The 15,234-nt window shown below is 37.1% G+C and carries 18 protein-coding genes and 1 other annotated feature (1 of these 19 running past the window's edge); all 18 genes read left to right on the forward strand.

Annotated features, from left to right (window positions below):
* The first annotated feature begins 64 nt into the window (after window positions 1-64).
* Window positions 65-1,036 (forward strand): phospho-N-acetylmuramoyl-pentapeptide-transferase, encoded by a 972-nt coding sequence (gene mraY / locus MKZ14_RS04480; protein WP_048394663.1) that lies wholly within the window; start codon window positions 65-67, stop codon window positions 1,034-1,036.
* Window positions 1,036-2,385 (forward strand): UDP-N-acetylmuramoyl-L-alanine--D-glutamate ligase, encoded by a 1,350-nt coding sequence (murD, locus tag MKZ14_RS04485; protein WP_339280640.1) that lies wholly within the window; start codon window positions 1,036-1,038, stop codon window positions 2,383-2,385. Before mraY ends, murD begins: the two co-directional genes overlap by 1 nt.
* A 40-nt stretch (window positions 2,386-2,425) precedes the next feature.
* Window positions 2,426-3,505, forward strand: coding sequence for a putative lipid II flippase FtsW (ftsW, locus tag MKZ14_RS04490; protein ID WP_333006122.1), 1,080 nt, complete (start codon window positions 2,426-2,428; stop codon window positions 3,503-3,505).
* A gap of 20 nt (window positions 3,506-3,525) precedes the next feature.
* Window positions 3,526-4,359, forward strand: a complete 834-nt coding sequence (locus MKZ14_RS04495) for a cell division protein FtsQ/DivIB (RefSeq protein WP_036077132.1) — start codon at window positions 3,526-3,528, stop codon at window positions 4,357-4,359.
* Complete coding sequence (locus tag MKZ14_RS04500) at window positions 4,337-5,065, forward strand: DUF881 domain-containing protein (protein WP_036077199.1); 729 nt, start codon at window positions 4,337-4,339, stop codon at window positions 5,063-5,065. The genes MKZ14_RS04495 and MKZ14_RS04500 overlap by 23 nt, the downstream gene beginning before the upstream one ends.
* A 123-nt stretch (window positions 5,066-5,188) precedes the next feature.
* Window positions 5,189-5,908 (forward strand): DUF881 domain-containing protein, encoded by a 720-nt coding sequence (locus MKZ14_RS04505; RefSeq protein WP_036077135.1) that lies wholly within the window; start codon window positions 5,189-5,191, stop codon window positions 5,906-5,908.
* A gap of 3 nt (window positions 5,909-5,911) precedes the next feature.
* Complete coding sequence (locus MKZ14_RS04510; RefSeq protein WP_048394651.1) at window positions 5,912-6,283, forward strand: small basic family protein; 372 nt, start codon at window positions 5,912-5,914, stop codon at window positions 6,281-6,283.
* A gap of 95 nt (window positions 6,284-6,378) precedes the next feature.
* Window positions 6,379-7,662: a cell division protein FtsA gene (ftsA, locus tag MKZ14_RS04515; protein WP_004224856.1), complete on the forward strand. Its 1,284-nt coding sequence runs from the start codon at window positions 6,379-6,381 to the stop codon at window positions 7,660-7,662.
* Between the two features lie 53 nt (window positions 7,663-7,715).
* Entirely contained in the window at window positions 7,716-8,873 is a 1,158-nt protein-coding gene (gene ftsZ, locus MKZ14_RS04520) for a cell division protein FtsZ (RefSeq protein ID WP_004224858.1), read from the forward strand.
* 182 nt (window positions 8,874-9,055) lie between these two features.
* Window positions 9,056-9,889, forward strand: a complete 834-nt coding sequence (locus tag MKZ14_RS04525; RefSeq protein ID WP_339280641.1) for a sigma-E processing peptidase SpoIIGA — start codon at window positions 9,056-9,058, stop codon at window positions 9,887-9,889.
* Between the two features lie 13 nt (window positions 9,890-9,902).
* The gene (gene sigE / locus MKZ14_RS04530; RefSeq protein ID WP_009373518.1) at window positions 9,903-10,610 is read left to right on the forward strand and encodes an RNA polymerase sporulation sigma factor SigE; all 708 of its coding nucleotides are present in this window, start codon (window positions 9,903-9,905) and stop codon (window positions 10,608-10,610) included.
* 114 nt (window positions 10,611-10,724) lie between these two features.
* The gene (gene sigG, locus MKZ14_RS04535; protein ID WP_004227313.1) at window positions 10,725-11,498 is read left to right on the forward strand and encodes an RNA polymerase sporulation sigma factor SigG; all 774 of its coding nucleotides are present in this window, start codon (window positions 10,725-10,727) and stop codon (window positions 11,496-11,498) included.
* Window positions 11,499-11,629: 131 nt separating this feature from the next.
* Window positions 11,630-11,872 carry a YlmC/YmxH family sporulation protein gene (locus MKZ14_RS04540; RefSeq protein ID WP_225340754.1) on the forward strand — a complete coding sequence of 81 codons (243 nt, stop codon included), beginning with the start codon at window positions 11,630-11,632 and terminating at the stop codon, window positions 11,870-11,872.
* Window positions 11,873-11,991: 119 nt separating this feature from the next.
* On the forward strand, window positions 11,992-12,696 hold the full coding sequence (locus tag MKZ14_RS04545) for a YggS family pyridoxal phosphate-dependent enzyme (RefSeq protein ID WP_054549893.1): 705 nt from the start codon (window positions 11,992-11,994) through the stop codon (window positions 12,694-12,696).
* Complete coding sequence (locus tag MKZ14_RS04550; protein WP_004227319.1) at window positions 12,680-13,177, forward strand: cell division protein SepF; 498 nt, start codon at window positions 12,680-12,682, stop codon at window positions 13,175-13,177. Before MKZ14_RS04545 ends, MKZ14_RS04550 begins: the two co-directional genes overlap by 17 nt.
* Window positions 13,178-13,197: 20 nt before the next feature.
* The gene (locus MKZ14_RS04555; RefSeq protein ID WP_004227322.1) at window positions 13,198-13,479 is read left to right on the forward strand and encodes a YggT family protein; all 282 of its coding nucleotides are present in this window, start codon (window positions 13,198-13,200) and stop codon (window positions 13,477-13,479) included.
* A gap of 169 nt (window positions 13,480-13,648) precedes the next feature.
* The gene (locus tag MKZ14_RS04560; protein WP_339280642.1) at window positions 13,649-14,437 is read left to right on the forward strand and encodes an RNA-binding protein; all 789 of its coding nucleotides are present in this window, start codon (window positions 13,649-13,651) and stop codon (window positions 14,435-14,437) included.
* Window positions 14,438-14,532: 95 nt separating this feature from the next.
* Window positions 14,533-15,057: a DivIVA domain-containing protein gene (locus MKZ14_RS04565; RefSeq protein WP_004227329.1), complete on the forward strand. Its 525-nt coding sequence runs from the start codon at window positions 14,533-14,535 to the stop codon at window positions 15,055-15,057.
* A gap of 96 nt (window positions 15,058-15,153) precedes the next feature.
* Window positions 15,154-15,234: a binding site (T-box leader), on the forward strand (it continues 143 nt past the right edge of the window).

Consider the following 15,234-nt stretch of genomic DNA (forward strand, 5'->3'; position numbering starts at 1 on the left):
AAATGAAAGTTAATGCTTTTTTCTTAAAGAAGAAAGTGAAACAAGATTTAAAGGAGATTTTTCAATGAAACTCGCAACAACACTTACCATTTTAGCTCTTGCTTTTATAGTAACAGTTATCCTGGCACCAATTAGTATTCCACTTCTTCGTCGTCTAAAGTTTGGGCAAAGTATTCGAGAAGAGGGACCAAAATCACATATGAAAAAAGCTGGTACACCAACAATGGGGGGAATCATTTTCTTAATATCCATCCTCGTAACAACTGTTGGTGTAGGTAGCTTTTTAGATTTATTAACGACACAGACCGTAGTACTTTTATTAGTATTAGCAGGATTCGGCTTAATAGGTTTATTAGATGATGGTTTAAAGGTTGTATTTAAAAGAAATTTAGGTTTAACCTCTCTTCAAAAATTGATTGGTCAAATTGTTATTGCTATTCTTGCGTATTTCCTTCTACATGTAGGATCGTTTGATACAACGTTAGCTATTCCATTTACGGAGTGGACTATTGATCTAGATGTATTCTATGTAGCCTTTTTAATTTTTTGGTTAGTAGGCTTCTCCAATGCAGTGAATTTGACAGATGGACTAGACGGGCTAGTGGCGGGTACTGCCTCCATTGCCTTTGCAGCATTTGGTGTTATTGCGCTATTCCAAAGTCAGGCAGATATTGCACTATTTTCGTTTGCTGTAACAGGTGCTTTATTAGGCTTTTTATTATTTAATGCAAATCCTGCAAAGGTATTTATGGGGGATACGGGGTCATTAGCATTAGGTGGAGCATTAGCTATGGTATCTGTCTTAGTAAAAGAAGAATTCTTGCTTTTACTAGTTGGCTTAGTGTTTGTGATCGAAACACTTTCCGTTATTTTGCAGGTAGGTAGCTTTAAGCTTCGAAAAAAGCGTATTTTTAAAATGAGCCCTATTCATCATCATTTTGAATTATCCGGTTGGTCAGAATGGAAAGTAGTGCTTGTCTTCTGGTCAACTGCCTTAGCAGTAGCATTAATTGCAGTCTTATCGGAGGCGTTCTAATGAAAAACTATACAGATTTACAACATAAAAAAGTACTTGTGTTAGGTCTAGCAAAAAGTGGTGTGGCCGCTGCTGAAATTTTACATGAGCTTGGTGCATTTGTAACAGTAAATGATTCAAAACCATTTGATGAAAGTCCAGATGCACAAGGGCTCTTACAGAAGGGGATTACAGTTATCTGTGGTCGCCATCCTGAAGATTTACTTGATGAAGGCTTTGAGTTAGTGGTAAAAAATCCAGGTATACCTTATAGCAATCGAATTGTGGCTGATGCCCTTAGTCGAGAGATTCCAGTCTGGACAGAGATTGAGCTAGCTTTTTTAATTAGTGATGCACCATTTATTGGTATAACAGGCTCAAATGGCAAAACAACGACGACAACTTTAATATTCGACATGTTAAGTAACGGAAGTAAAAATCCTTTAATTGCTGGAAATATTGGGACAGTTGCTTGTGGCGTCGCAAAAGAAGCTAATCAAGATGACATCATTGTAACAGAATTGTCTTCTTTCCAATTGATGGGGATAAAAACGTTTAAGCCTAAAATTGCTATTTTGACGAATCTTTATGATGCGCATCTAGACTATCATGGAACATTTAATAACTATGCTGAAGCGAAGTTTGGCGTAACTCGTAATCAAGATGACAGTGATTATTTTATTTATAATGCCGACCAACCGATAGTGGTTGGATATGCAGCACAATCTCATGCACAGAAGATTCCATTCAGTTCGAAGGGGCGTACTGCAAATGGAATTAGTGCAGATGATACAACAATTTATTGGCAAGGTGAACCATACATGGATCGCGCGAACATTGCCTTGCCTGGTAAGCATAATTTAGAAAATATCCTAGCAGCCGTGGCAGCCTGTATTTTAGTTGGTTGTGACAAAGAGAAGATGGAAGAGGTTTTAGCGACATTTGGTGGAGTTAGACACCGTACACAATTCGTACGTGAATGGAACGGTCGTAAGATTTACAACGACTCTAAGGCAACCAATTGCTTAGCGACAAAGAGTGCTTTAGATGCTTTCCAAGCTCCTGTCATTTTACTCGCAGGTGGCTTAGATCGTGGACATTCTTTCGAAGAGCTTCGCCCTTGTATGAGTCATGTAAAGGGTGTTGTTGCGTTTGGAGAAACTGGCTTACGATTTGTAGAATTTGCAAAATCGTGTGGTGTCCAACATACCGTCATTGCTCAAAATGTAGAAGACGCTGTTCAATATGCAGCACCGATGTCTGCAGAAGGAGATATTATCTTACTATCTCCTGCATGTGCAAGCTGGGATCAATATGACAGCTTTGAAATACGTGGAGATGTTTTTATTGATGCTGTAATGAAGCTGTAATGAGCCTGTAACTATTTTAGAATATACTTGACTTGGAAGGATGGCATTACTGAGAGGTAAAGAAAGCTACTTATTGCTCGTCACAACTTTGATGCTATCAATAATCGGCATTATTTTCGTCTATTCTGCAGGTACCTATTGGAGTGCCGTTCATTATAGTGGAAAAATGCCGTTTTATATGAAGCAAAGCGTATACTTTGTGGTAGCCATTGTCGTATTTTTAATCACGATTCGATTAAATATTTTGAGAGAGCAGTCCTTTTGGAAAATGGCCTATATATTTTCGTTAATATTACTCGTTCTCGTACTGATTCCTGGTATAGGACTCGTGCGAAATGGTTCGCAAAGCTGGATTGGTGTAGGTCCATTAACAATACAGCCAGCAGAGCTAACGAAAATTACCGTCATTGTGTACTTGAGCCATATATTAGCCCAACATAAAACGGGCACTCCTGTTGTTAACTGGCGACATGGTTTCATCCTGTTATTACCTGTTGTTCTCATCATGTTGCAGCCTGATTTTGGCTCAGTATTTATTCTCGTTGTATCTGTATTTTTATTATTTTTTGTCGCTGGCTATCCTCTAAAACTATACGCCATGATTATGCTAGCTGGTGTCGCTGGATTAGTAGGTCTCATAGCGACAGCGCCATATCGTCTAAAGCGTATAGAAGCATTTCTTGATCCATGGGCTGATCCCTTGGTTAGTGGGTTCCAAGCGGTGCAATCATTAATGGCTATCGGCCCAGCCGGGATTTTTGGGCATGGCTTTGGACAAAGCAGACAAAAGTTTCTGTATTTACCAGAGCCTCAAAATGATTTTATTTACGCCATTATTTTAGAGGAAGTCGGATTGATTGGTGGCCTCGTTATTTTAGCGCTTTTTGTACTAACGATCTATGCAGGCTATAGATTTGCTGTACAGGCTAAAAATCGAACGTCCTATTATGCGATTATCGGGCTTGTCACAATGCTTATGGTGCAAGCATTTTTAAATATAGCCGTAGTAATAGGTTTAGTGCCAGTAACGGGTGTCACATTACCTTTTATTAGCTATGGTGGAACATCTTTAGTAACAATGTGGTTAATAATAGGTATTATTTATCAATTAGCGAAATAAATATAAAGGAGGAGTACTTTTTGGAGAAAGTAATTGATATAGAAGATCGCATACCTACGCTAAAAAAGCGACGAAAAAAGCGTACAAACCGTAAATTTATCGTGCTAATATTACTTTTCTTTATTGTGTTAGCAGTACTCCTTTATTTTCAATCTCCATACAGTAACATCAATAAAATCACAGTCAATGGTGCAAAGCTAGCAAATGACCAATATTATTTGGAGGCAAGTACTCTTGCACCAGGAAAATCAATGTGGAGTTTCAAAGTGGAAGATATTGAGCAGATTTTATTAAAGGATAAATGGGTAAAAGAAGCACATGTTAACCGTAACTGGTTACAAGGCGTAACGATTGATATTAAAGAATGGAAAAAAGTTGCGTACTTAGCTGGAGACGGCACTTATTATCCTTTGCTAGAAAACGGCAAGCGCTTTGAACAAACAGGAAATGATACACCCATTGATGCACCTGTTTTTATCGGGATAACTGGTGAAAAGACCATAAATAAGCTTGTTGAACAGCTAGCACAATTAAAGCCAGAAGTATTAGCTTTAATTTCTCAGGTTAACACGAATAGTAATGAGGCAAATCCAAATGCAGTCAAGCTTTATATGAATGATGGCTATGAAGTTCGTGCTGTTATTCAGACACTAGCGGAAAAGTTAAATTACTACCCCTCTATTGTCGCACAAATTGCCAACTTAGAAAAAGGTGTGATTGATTTAGAGGTCGGTTCATACTATCGTCCTTTTAACGAGGAATACAACAAGATTAGTATTGATATGGAAGCGAATGCAGATGGGGAAATGGTTAACCAGGAAGTGACGGATGATGAACAACAAGAAGACGAATAGCAAAGGGAGTTTTTTTACTAGAAAACAATTTGAATTACTAATTGTTTGTGTAACAACAGGATTTATCATCGGCTATTCATACAACCAGGCAAAAGATAACCGAGAAGCAGGCACTATTGATTCTGAACTTTTTGAGCAAGAAGAATCTTATCGGGAGGAGCTAATCACCCAACAAGAGCGCAATAAAGAACTCACAGAAGAACTAAATAATTTACAAGAACAAATTCGAAAGTATGAAAAATCCTTTGCTTCAAACGAAAAGGACTATAAGAAGCTTGTTGAGCAAGCAGAAGATTTACGGCTTTTACTCGGTGAACTAAAGAGTGAGGGGAAGGGCATACGCATAACCCTTCAGGATGGAGACTATGATCCAAAATCCTTAAATCCAAATGACTATATTGTCCATGAAAGTCATGTTTTTAAATTGTTAAATGAACTAAAAATTTCAGGCGCGCAAGCTATTGCTATTAATGGACAACGTGTATTAGCGAGTTCTTATATTCGCTGTAATGGTCCAGTAATAACAATTGATGGTACACAACATCCAGCTCCATTTGTGATCGAAGCGGTTGGTGATTCAGATACATTGATGGCTTCTTTAAATTTAAATGGGGGCGTAGTGGATCAATTATTAAATGACAATATTGTGGTGTCACTTGAAGAAAATCAAAAGCTTACAATGCCAAAAGTAAAAGTAGAAAGTTAGGACAAGTTCTATACTTTAAGCTTCAAGTTTAATTTAGCCTCCAGTTTTATAGTCAATTGTAGATAATTATACAATTCAAAGTCGTATTCTGAGGGGCATACGATACGTCTAGGAGGGGCTATTTTGAAAAGAAATATGTACACCCGAATAACGATCGTGCTATTTATTATCGGTTTGATGATAGCGGTACAATACAATACCATACAAAAACCAGCTGAGCGAGATACACGAGATATTTGGGCAATAAGAGAGGAATTAGCACAAGAAAAACAAAGACATTCCGCACTACTGGCAGAAATTCGCTCACTTCATGAAGTAGTGGATCGCTATGAGCAATCTGAAAAAGTAAATCAGCAAGCAGCTTTAAATGAAACATTAAATCGTTTAAAGCTACAAGCAGGATTAACAGAAGTTATAGGGCCAGGTGTTGTACTTCGAGTTGAACCTGCACCTGAACTGATAGAAATGGGCTATGAAATTAAAGAGATTTCACCCGATTTGTTAACTCAATTATTGAATACCCTTTTTAAGAACAATGCTACTAATGTCTCAATTGATGGTAATCGGGTAGTACAAACAACAGCCATACGGGATATTAATGGTAAGACAACAGTAAACAGTATACCACTGTCTTCGCCTTCATTTGAGATATTTGTTGGGACAAGCGATTATAAAGCAGCACAAAAAATGTATAATTCCTTGCAGGCCTCAACATTTATAGACTCATTTTATTTAGACAATTTTAATTTAGTAATTGAAGAACCAATTGAACAGTTACAAATTCCAGCATTTGATCAGCCGTTGACAAATGATTATTTAGCAGAGGTAAAAAAAGGAGATTAATATATGTGGCTACCATTTTTAGGTTTGGTATTTGGACTTGCCCTTGGCTTGTTAACAAATATACAAATCCCCTCTATGTATGAAAATTATCTGTCAATAGCTGTTTTAGCAGCTTTAGATACATTATTTGGAGGTATTCGTGCTCAATTACAGCAAGTTTACGATGATAAAGTTTTTGTATCAGGATTCTTTTTTAATATAGTTCTAGCAGCAGGATTAGCTTTTATAGGAGTGAATTTGGGGATAGATTTGTATTTAGCAGCGATTTTTGCTTTTGGAGTACGTTTATTCCAAAATATAGCAATTATTAGGCGTATATTACTAACTCGGTTAGATGAGAAACGTCACAAGCGGAAAAAAACTTCCATAGAATGAGAGAAAAATTGACCAAAATACTCGATTTGCTTAGACATTATGCCAAATTTACAATAGAATGAAAACAAGAGCATTTTTCAAGGAGGTGCAGCGAATTGAATCAGCAAGATTTATACATTTCCCTTGATATTGGGTCCTCCTCTGTCAAGGTATTAATAGGTGAAATGAGTGACGGGCAATTACATGTAATTGGCGTCGGAAATGTAAAGTCGAATGGAGTTCGAAAAGGTGCAATTGTTGATATTGATGCAACAGTACAATCTATTCGAAAAGCAATAGAACAGGCCGAACGAATGACTGGTTATCAAATCCATGAAGTCGTTTTAGGCGTTCCAGCTAACCAGACGATGTTACAGCTAGTTAAAGGTGTTGTCGCTGTAAATAGTGAAAATAGAGAAATTACAGATGATGATTTAGACAGAGTGGTAGAATCTGCACAAGTCATGTCAATACCTCCTGAACGTGAATTAGTTAACATCATTCCAAGACAGTTTATTGTGGACAACCTTGATGAAATTAAAGATCCTCGTGGTATGATTGGCATCCGTCTTGAAATGGATGCAACAATGATAACGACATCCAAAACGCTTTTACACAATGTTCTTCGCTGTGTTGAGCGAGCGGGTTTAAGTATACGAGAAATATATTTGCAGCCATTAGCATCAGGCTACTTTGCATTAACAGAAGATGAAAAAAACCAAGGAACTGCCTTTATTGACTTAGGTGGCGGATCTACAACAATTGCAGTTTTTGAAGAGGGATTATTAACGCATACGGGTGTCATACCAGTTGGTGGTGATCATATAACGAAAGATATTTCAATCGTTTTAAAAACACCAACAGAACAAGCAGAACAAATTAAACACCAGTTTGGACACGCCTTTTATGATGACGCATCAGATGACGAACTCTTTGAAGTGCCTGTCGTGGGTACAGATTCTACTGATCAGTACAGCCAACGTTATATATCGGAGATTATCGGTGCTAGATTAGAAGAATTACTAGAGTTAGTTATAGATGAATTAGCACGTTTAGGTGTTAGAGATTTACCAGGCGGTGTAGTTTTAACTGGTGGTGTTGCAAAGCTTGAGGGGATTGCCCAATTAGCACGTCAAATTCTACAAACGCGTGTTAGAATCTATACACCCGATTATATCGGTGTTAGAGAGCCTTCATTTGCGACGGCAGTTGGACTTATTCGTTACGCCTATTTAGAAGATGATTTTTACGGTAAAAGTACGAATACGCAGCCTGTTGAATATGCAGTTGTAGGGGCTCAACCAGCTATAAGCAAAAAGCAAGAGTATTCTGCACCTTCAGAACCAAAAGAAAGCGTAATTGGGAGAGCAAAAAAATTATTTGATAAGTTTTTTGATTAACTAGAATGCGTAATGAATGATACAGAGTCGAGTTACCGTGGGAGGAAAAAGAGATGTTAGAATTTGATACAAGTGTTGATGAACTTGCAGTAATAAAGGTCATAGGTGTTGGTGGCGGCGGTAACAACGCTGTCAATCGAATGATAGAACATGGTGTACAAGGTGTTGACTTTATCGCAGTTAACACGGATGCTCAGGCATTAAATTTATCCAAAGCGGAAGTAAGGCTACAAATTGGGGCTAAATTAACGCGTGGATTAGGTGCAGGTGCAAATCCAGAAGTAGGAAAAAAAGCTGCTGAAGAGAGCAGAGAACAGCTAGAAGAGGTTTTACGAGGCGCCGATATGGTATTCGTGACTGCTGGTATGGGCGGCGGAACGGGTACTGGGGCAGCTCCAGTGATTGCACAAATTGCACGTGAATTGGGAGCCCTAACAGTAGGTGTTGTCACACGTCCATTTACTTTTGAAGGTCGTAAACGTCAAACACAAGCAATCGGTGGAATTGGCGGAATGAAAGAAGCAGTAGATACACTGATTGTGATACCAAACGACAAGCTACTACAAATAGTTGATAAATCAACACCAATGTTAGAAGCCTTTAGAGAAGCCGATAATGTATTACGTCAAGGTGTACAAGGTATTTCAGATTTAATTGCTACACCTGGTCTTATTAACTTAGACTTTGCTGACGTGAAAACGATTATGTCCAACAAAGGTTCAGCTTTAATGGGAATTGGTATTGCAACAGGTGAAAACAGAGCTTCTGAGGCTGCAAAGAAAGCTATTTCAAGTCCATTGCTTGAATCATCCATTGATGGTGCTAAAGGTGTCCTTATGAACATTACAGGTGGTTCAAATCTTAGCTTATTTGAAGTACAAGAAGCAGCAGATATCGTAGCTTCTGCATCAGATGAAGAGGTAAATATGATTTTCGGTTCTGTAATTAATGAAAATCTTAAAGATGAAATCATTGTTACAGTTATTGCGACAGGCTTCACAGAGGAAGCTTTACAGCAACAACGACCTACAGCAAAACCGACACTTAATATGAACAGACAATCTGCTCCACAGCAACAAGCACCTATTCGTGAACAACGACAAGAAATGCATGTTCAACATGAGCAGCCACGTCAAAATCAGCAAAATTATGCACAGGATGACATGCTTGAGGTTCCGGCATTTTTACGTAACCGCAAAAATCGTGGTTAATTAACTTCTAAAAAGCTCGTATTTTACATATGTAAAATACGAGCTTTTTATATTGTCTGCCATGATGTTCAAATGTGTAAGGAAACCATGTTTTTTGTCAAAACATTTTTAGGAAATGATGCGATTGTTTGACAATATTTGTGGGAGTAACGTGCTAACTTTGTAAGTAGGAGGCGGCTGTTATGTATGGAGAATGGCTGGTGCTCATTAATACGCTTTTTAATCTAGCGATACTCACGTTTACGGCAAGAGTAACAGGAGTCCTTGTAAAAAATTCAAGATTATTAATGAGTTCTATTTGTAGTAGTTTTGTAGCTGTCATTGGCGGTCAAATGCTGTGGACGACAATTCTTAGTTTTATATTGTTAATTGGTATAGCGTTTCACTTTAAGATTCGAAGCTTTCAGAAGCAAGGACCTATTGTGTTAACAGCAACGATCGTTATTGGCGGATTGTTAACAGCACTACAACCTTTTTTAAAAAATCTTTCTTCCACCCATTTCATTATGATTTGCTTTTTGCTTGCAGTTTTAAATCTTATTGCATTTTATAAGCAATGGGGTTTTGTAAAGTTAGAACGCTTAAGTGGTCAATTTGTATTTGATACAACTTTAACAATCTTTGGGGCAAAGATACCACTTTCTGCCTTTGTAGATACAGGAAATCAAGCCATTGAGCCATTATCAGGAAAGCCGGTTCATTTTGTTTCCTATACTGCTTTGAGACCACATTTACCTTCAGCGTTCCGGGAAGCATTAATGGAATGGCAAGAAACAGATCCGTACAATGTATCTATGTTTTCAGAAGATTATCAGCGTTATATACGATTTATTCATGTCAATACAGTACAGCAGCAAACCGTTGTCCTTGGTTTTCGCTTTGATGAGTGGCATATAAAGGGGGAGCCTTCGCAAGTGAAAATGAATGAATATATCGTATTAACCAAAAAAGCTAAAAATTTTCCACATAGCACAGCAGCAATTTTACATTTTTCAGCGCTTTCAAATAACTCATAGAGGGGGAGAACTATTGCTTCTTAGGCTACTTGCTAGCTTGAAAAAATTATGGAGTAAGTTTCGGAGTCGTGAAACGTACTATATAGGGGGAAATGATTCATTGCCAGTGCCATTAAGTCGAGAAGAAGAAGTTACAGTCATTGCATCCTTTATGAATGGTGATTTACGAGCTAGAGACACACTAATTGAACGTAATTTACGTCTTGTTGTTTATATTGCTAGACGTTTTGATAATACGGGAACGCCAATCGAAGACTTAATCAGTATTGGCTCCATTGGTTTAATAAAAGCAATTGAGACGTTCAATACGGATAAAAATATTAAGCTTGCAACATACGCATCACGCTGTATTGAAAATGAAATTTTAATGCATTTACGAAAAACAAGTCGTATGAAGGGTGAAGTATCCTTAGATGAGCCACTAAATTCTGATGCAGATGGAAATGAATTATTACTGTCAGATATTTTAGGAACAGAAGAGCATATTATTTTAGATAATGTGGAGAAAAAAATTGAACGTCAGCATATGTTCCACGCTATTAATTTACTAGGTGCGCGTGAACGTTATATTATGGAATGTCGCTTTGGTCTCAATGGAAAAGTTGAAATGACACAAAAAGAAGTTGCAGATCATTTAGGCATATCGCAATCATATATTTCCCGTTTAGAAAAGAAAATTATTCAAGATTTACGTGAAAATTTAAATCAACCAATTTCTTAGAAAGGGAAATTTATCCTACCTAAAATTGGTCGCAGCTTTTGTGCATATTCTTGTTTCTCTCGGACAAACTGATGTCACGGTTTAGTCAGAGAATAACATCCGGAGGAATCGAATATGCGAACAAAAGTAGATCTTTGCGGCTTAGATACATCGACTTTGCCAATTCTAAAGCACGAGGAAATGAAGGAACTCTTTATCCGATTACAAGCTGGAGAAACAGAGATTAGAGAAGAGCTTGTGATGTGCAATTTAAGGTTAGTGCTTAGTATTGTCGGTAGATTTGCCTATAGAGGTGAACAGGCAGATGATTTATTTCAAGTAGGCTGTATTGGCCTCATGAAAGCCATTGATCATTTTGATTTAAAGCATAATGTACGATTTTCGACATATGCTGTACCAATGATTATTGGTGAAATTCGTCGCCATCTGCGTGATCATCATGCATTACGTGTATCTCGCTCTCTAAGAGATATAGCTTATAAGGCAATGCAGGCAAAAGAGCAATGGATAACCGATAATTTGCGAGAACCAACGATTGAAGAAATTGCCGAGATGATTGACATGAAAAAGGAAGACGTTTTATTTGCTTTAGATGCCATTCAAGATCCAGTTTCATTACAGGAACCCATTTATTCAGATGGCGGAGATGCTGTTTATATGATGGACCAATTACGTGATGATGATGTATCAGAAGATCAATGGGTTGCCTATGTGTCGGTAAAGGAAAGCTTGCAAAAGCTAGATGAACGTCAGCAAATGATCGTTGCCAAACGATTTTATTATGGAGAGACCCAAACTGAGATTGCCAAAGAACTTGGGATTTCTCAAGCACAAATTTCACGTCTTGAAAAAAATGCAATTGAAACAATGCAAAAAGATTACAAATAAAAAAATGCGCATCGTATAATTCGGTGCGCATTTTATCTTCATTCAATGAACAAATGATACATAAATATAAAGTAACAGCAAAGTTTGATGGTAGTAGAAATGTTTATACGAAAGTAAACAATAGAGGAGGTATGTCATTGCGTTTTTCGATGTTACAACAAAAAGAAGTCATTGAAGCAGGAAATGGACGATTTATAGGCTTTGTCATAGATGCTGAAGTATCAAAAGAAACAGGCTATGTGACAGCATTTTTGATTGCAGAGCCTCGCAAATATCTTGGTTTTTTTAAAGGTGAAGAGTCTGTGAGAAAAGTGTATATGAAGGATGTGCTTGTTGTTGGTAAGGATGTCATTTTAGTCAAAGCCCTTTCCTAAGACATAGGCACATTAAAATTGTGAGAATTGTATGCTGACATAGGTCAGGCTATTCATTGATAAATCAAGCATTGCTTGTTACAATAAAGGAAACTATTGTTGTAAAGTTGGGAAAAACAGTGACAAAAATCTTAACAAATTTAAACAAACTAAATGATTTAATAACAGCAGCAGAAAAAAAAGGGAATCGTGAGGGCGAAAAAGTCCAAATAATTGCCGTGACGAAGGAAGTTTCTGTTGAAAGAACACAAGAAGCAATTGAAGCAGGGCTCACTCATTTAGGAGAAAACAGACCAGAGGGCTTACATCGTAAAATTACTGAGATACATGCTGATGTTCATTGGCATTACATTGGGTCGCTTCAAACACGTAAAGTAAAACAAGTGATTAACAGCATTGATTATTTACACTCCTTAGATCGTTTGAGTTTGGCAGAAGAAATTGAAAAAAGAGCCGAACAACCTGTTAAATGTTTTGTACAAGTAAATATTTCTGGTGAAGAATCAAAACATGGTTTAACTATCGAAGAAGTTTTGCCTTTTGTAGAAGCGTTAAAAGGTTTTACTAAGATTCAAGTTGTAGGTTTAATGACTATGGCACCAAACACCGAAAACGAAGCAATTATTCGCTCTGTTTTCAAGCAATTAAAACAATGTCAACAGCAAATAGCCGAGCAAGGATTCGCACACGCACCTTGTACCGAGTTATCAATGGGCATGTCTAATGACTTTGAAATTGCGGTAGAGGAAGGGGCTACTTTTGTTCGAGTCGGAACGGCTCTTGTTGGAAATGAAAGAGGGGAACAGGATGAGCATGAAAAATAAGATTAAAAACTTCTTTTACCTTGAAGAAGAATTAGAAGAAGAAATCACGCAAGCTCCTATTCAGCAACAACAACCCATACAACAACAGCAACCGATTCATTCAGTTAAGCCAAAAAAAATGATGAAAGAACGCAAAGCACCTATTCATGAAATCATGCCACAAAGCACAGCAACTCCTAATAACATTGTCAGTTTGCAGGCAGCTATGAGTTCTAAGGGAGCAAAAGTTGTTTTAATAGAACCGAGAGTTTATGCAGAAGCACAAGATATCGCAGAGCATTTAAAAAATAAACGTGCAACAATTGTCAATTTGCAACGTATCGAAAGAGAACAAGGTAAACGCATTATTGATTTTTTAAGTGGCACAGTCTATGCTCTTGCTGGAGATATTCAACGTATTGGTAAAGATATCTTCCTTTGTACGCCAGATAATGTAGAAGTGACTGGTGAAATTACAAACTTTATTTTAGACGATAATTAATAGCGAGGATTGTAGTTTATATGACTTTTTTTATTATACTTGGTTATGTATCATTAGCATTTAAGATTTACTCATTCATGCTAATTGCATATATCTTAATGTCTTGGGTGCCTGCCGCTCAAAATTCAGCAATTGGTCGCATGCTTGAAAAAGTTTGTGAGCCATATTTAGGTATTTTTAGGAAATTCATTCCGCCTCTTGGTATGATTGATATTTCGCCAATTGTGGCCATCTTTATGCTGAATTTTATAGAAAGAGGGCTTTATATAGTCATTCAGAAAATATATTTTATGTTCGCTTAGAAGTAAATCCTCACGTTTTGGTGGGGATTTTTTATTTATTTTAATTTTCTATGCTACTAAAGCGACTAATAAAAAATTTAAAACAATGACGTTCAAACGTCATTAATTGGGAATACTAAGTTTCCAACTAACAAAGCAAAATGGAACTAGTGAAAGAGGAGACAACAAGATGGAACACTTAATCCAGCATTTTCGAAAAGATGAACAGCCCTTTATTGAACAGGTAATAAGCTGGCAGCGTGAGGTTGAAGATCGTTATGCGCCTAAGCTGACAGATTTTCTTGATCCAAGACAACGTTTTATTGTGACATCGATTATCGGGCAAAATGATACCCTAAAAACTGCATGCACAGGTTTATTTGAAGAGGCGGAGAGGCAGCGTATGCTTATTTTTCCTACTTACTATGAAGCAATAGAAGAAGACTTTCAGTTAGTGGCATTTACGATTCAATATCCAGTGAAATTTGTCCAATTACGACATCCTGATGTTTTAGGTGCGTTGCTTTCATTAGGTTTAAACCGTGGCAAATTTGGTGATATTCGTGTAAATGATCAGCAGGTACAATTCGTTGTAGCTCAAGAGGTAGCAGAATACGTTCGATTACATTTAACAGGTATTGGTAAAGTTAAGGTGCATATTGAGTCTTTAAAAGAAGCGGATTCCCTTATTGTAAATGAGGAAGAATGGTTGGAGGAATCTCATACAGTATCTTCCATGCGCTTAGATGTAATAATTGCGACTGTATTAAATGTATCACGCCAAAAAGCTCAAGCTTTAATTACTGGGAAAAAAGTTCGTGTAAATTGGACAGAAAGAGATACAGTTGCTTTTGAATTACAAGAGGGAGATATTTTATCGATACGTGGAAGTGGTCGGGTGAAAATTATTATGACTGAAGGCCGAACAAAAAAAGATAAAATCCGTCTTCAAATCGGTCGATTGGCCCAAAAAAGCTGAAAGTGAAGTAAATTTCATTAATTTTTACTGCTAAGTTGTCGGAACAATTGTATAATAGGAATTACGAATGTACATGTAAAGGAGAGAAGGATTGTATGCCATTATCACCTATTGATATACATAATAAGGAGTTTACAAAAGCCTTCAGAGGTTATGCTGAAGATGAAGTAAATGAATTTTTAGATCAGATTATTAAAGACTATGAAATTCTGCTTCGTGAAAAAAAAGAGGTTGATAAGCAATTAGAGATGGCTTTAGAACAAGCGAGGCATTTCAACACCTTAGAAGAAACTTTGCAGAAGTCTATTGTCGTTGCACAAGAAGCGGCTGATGAAGTGAGAAGAAATTCTCAAAAAGAGGCAAAGCTCATTGTAAAAGAAGCTGAAAAAAATGCTGATCGAATTGTCAATGAAGCTTTGACGAAGGCTCGTAAGGTGACGATTGAAATTGATGAGCTTAAAAAGCAATCTAAGGTATTTCGTAATCGTTTCAAGATGCTTGTAGAAGCACAGCTGGATTTACTTAATGCAGATGACTGGGATCATTTGCTGCAATATGATATCGATTTAACAGAAATTCAAGCATCTGTTGAAGAAGCACAGGATTCTGAGGATATTTAACTTTTCTTTTTAATTGCTGTAATTGACAAATGAAACTTGACGCGATTGTTTGAATTTCATATACTTTGTAATAGTAATTATTTTGAACAGATATGCATAAAAGCAGAGACGAAGACAGTATTTGTTAGGCGTTGTTAAGCGATTTGGGGACAGTGAGAGCCCAAACATACAACTAGC

It is taken from the genome of Lysinibacillus sp. FSL P2-0066 (assembly GCF_037969495.1).
Lineage (GTDB): Bacteria > Bacillota > Bacilli > Bacillales_A > Planococcaceae > Lysinibacillus > Lysinibacillus boronitolerans.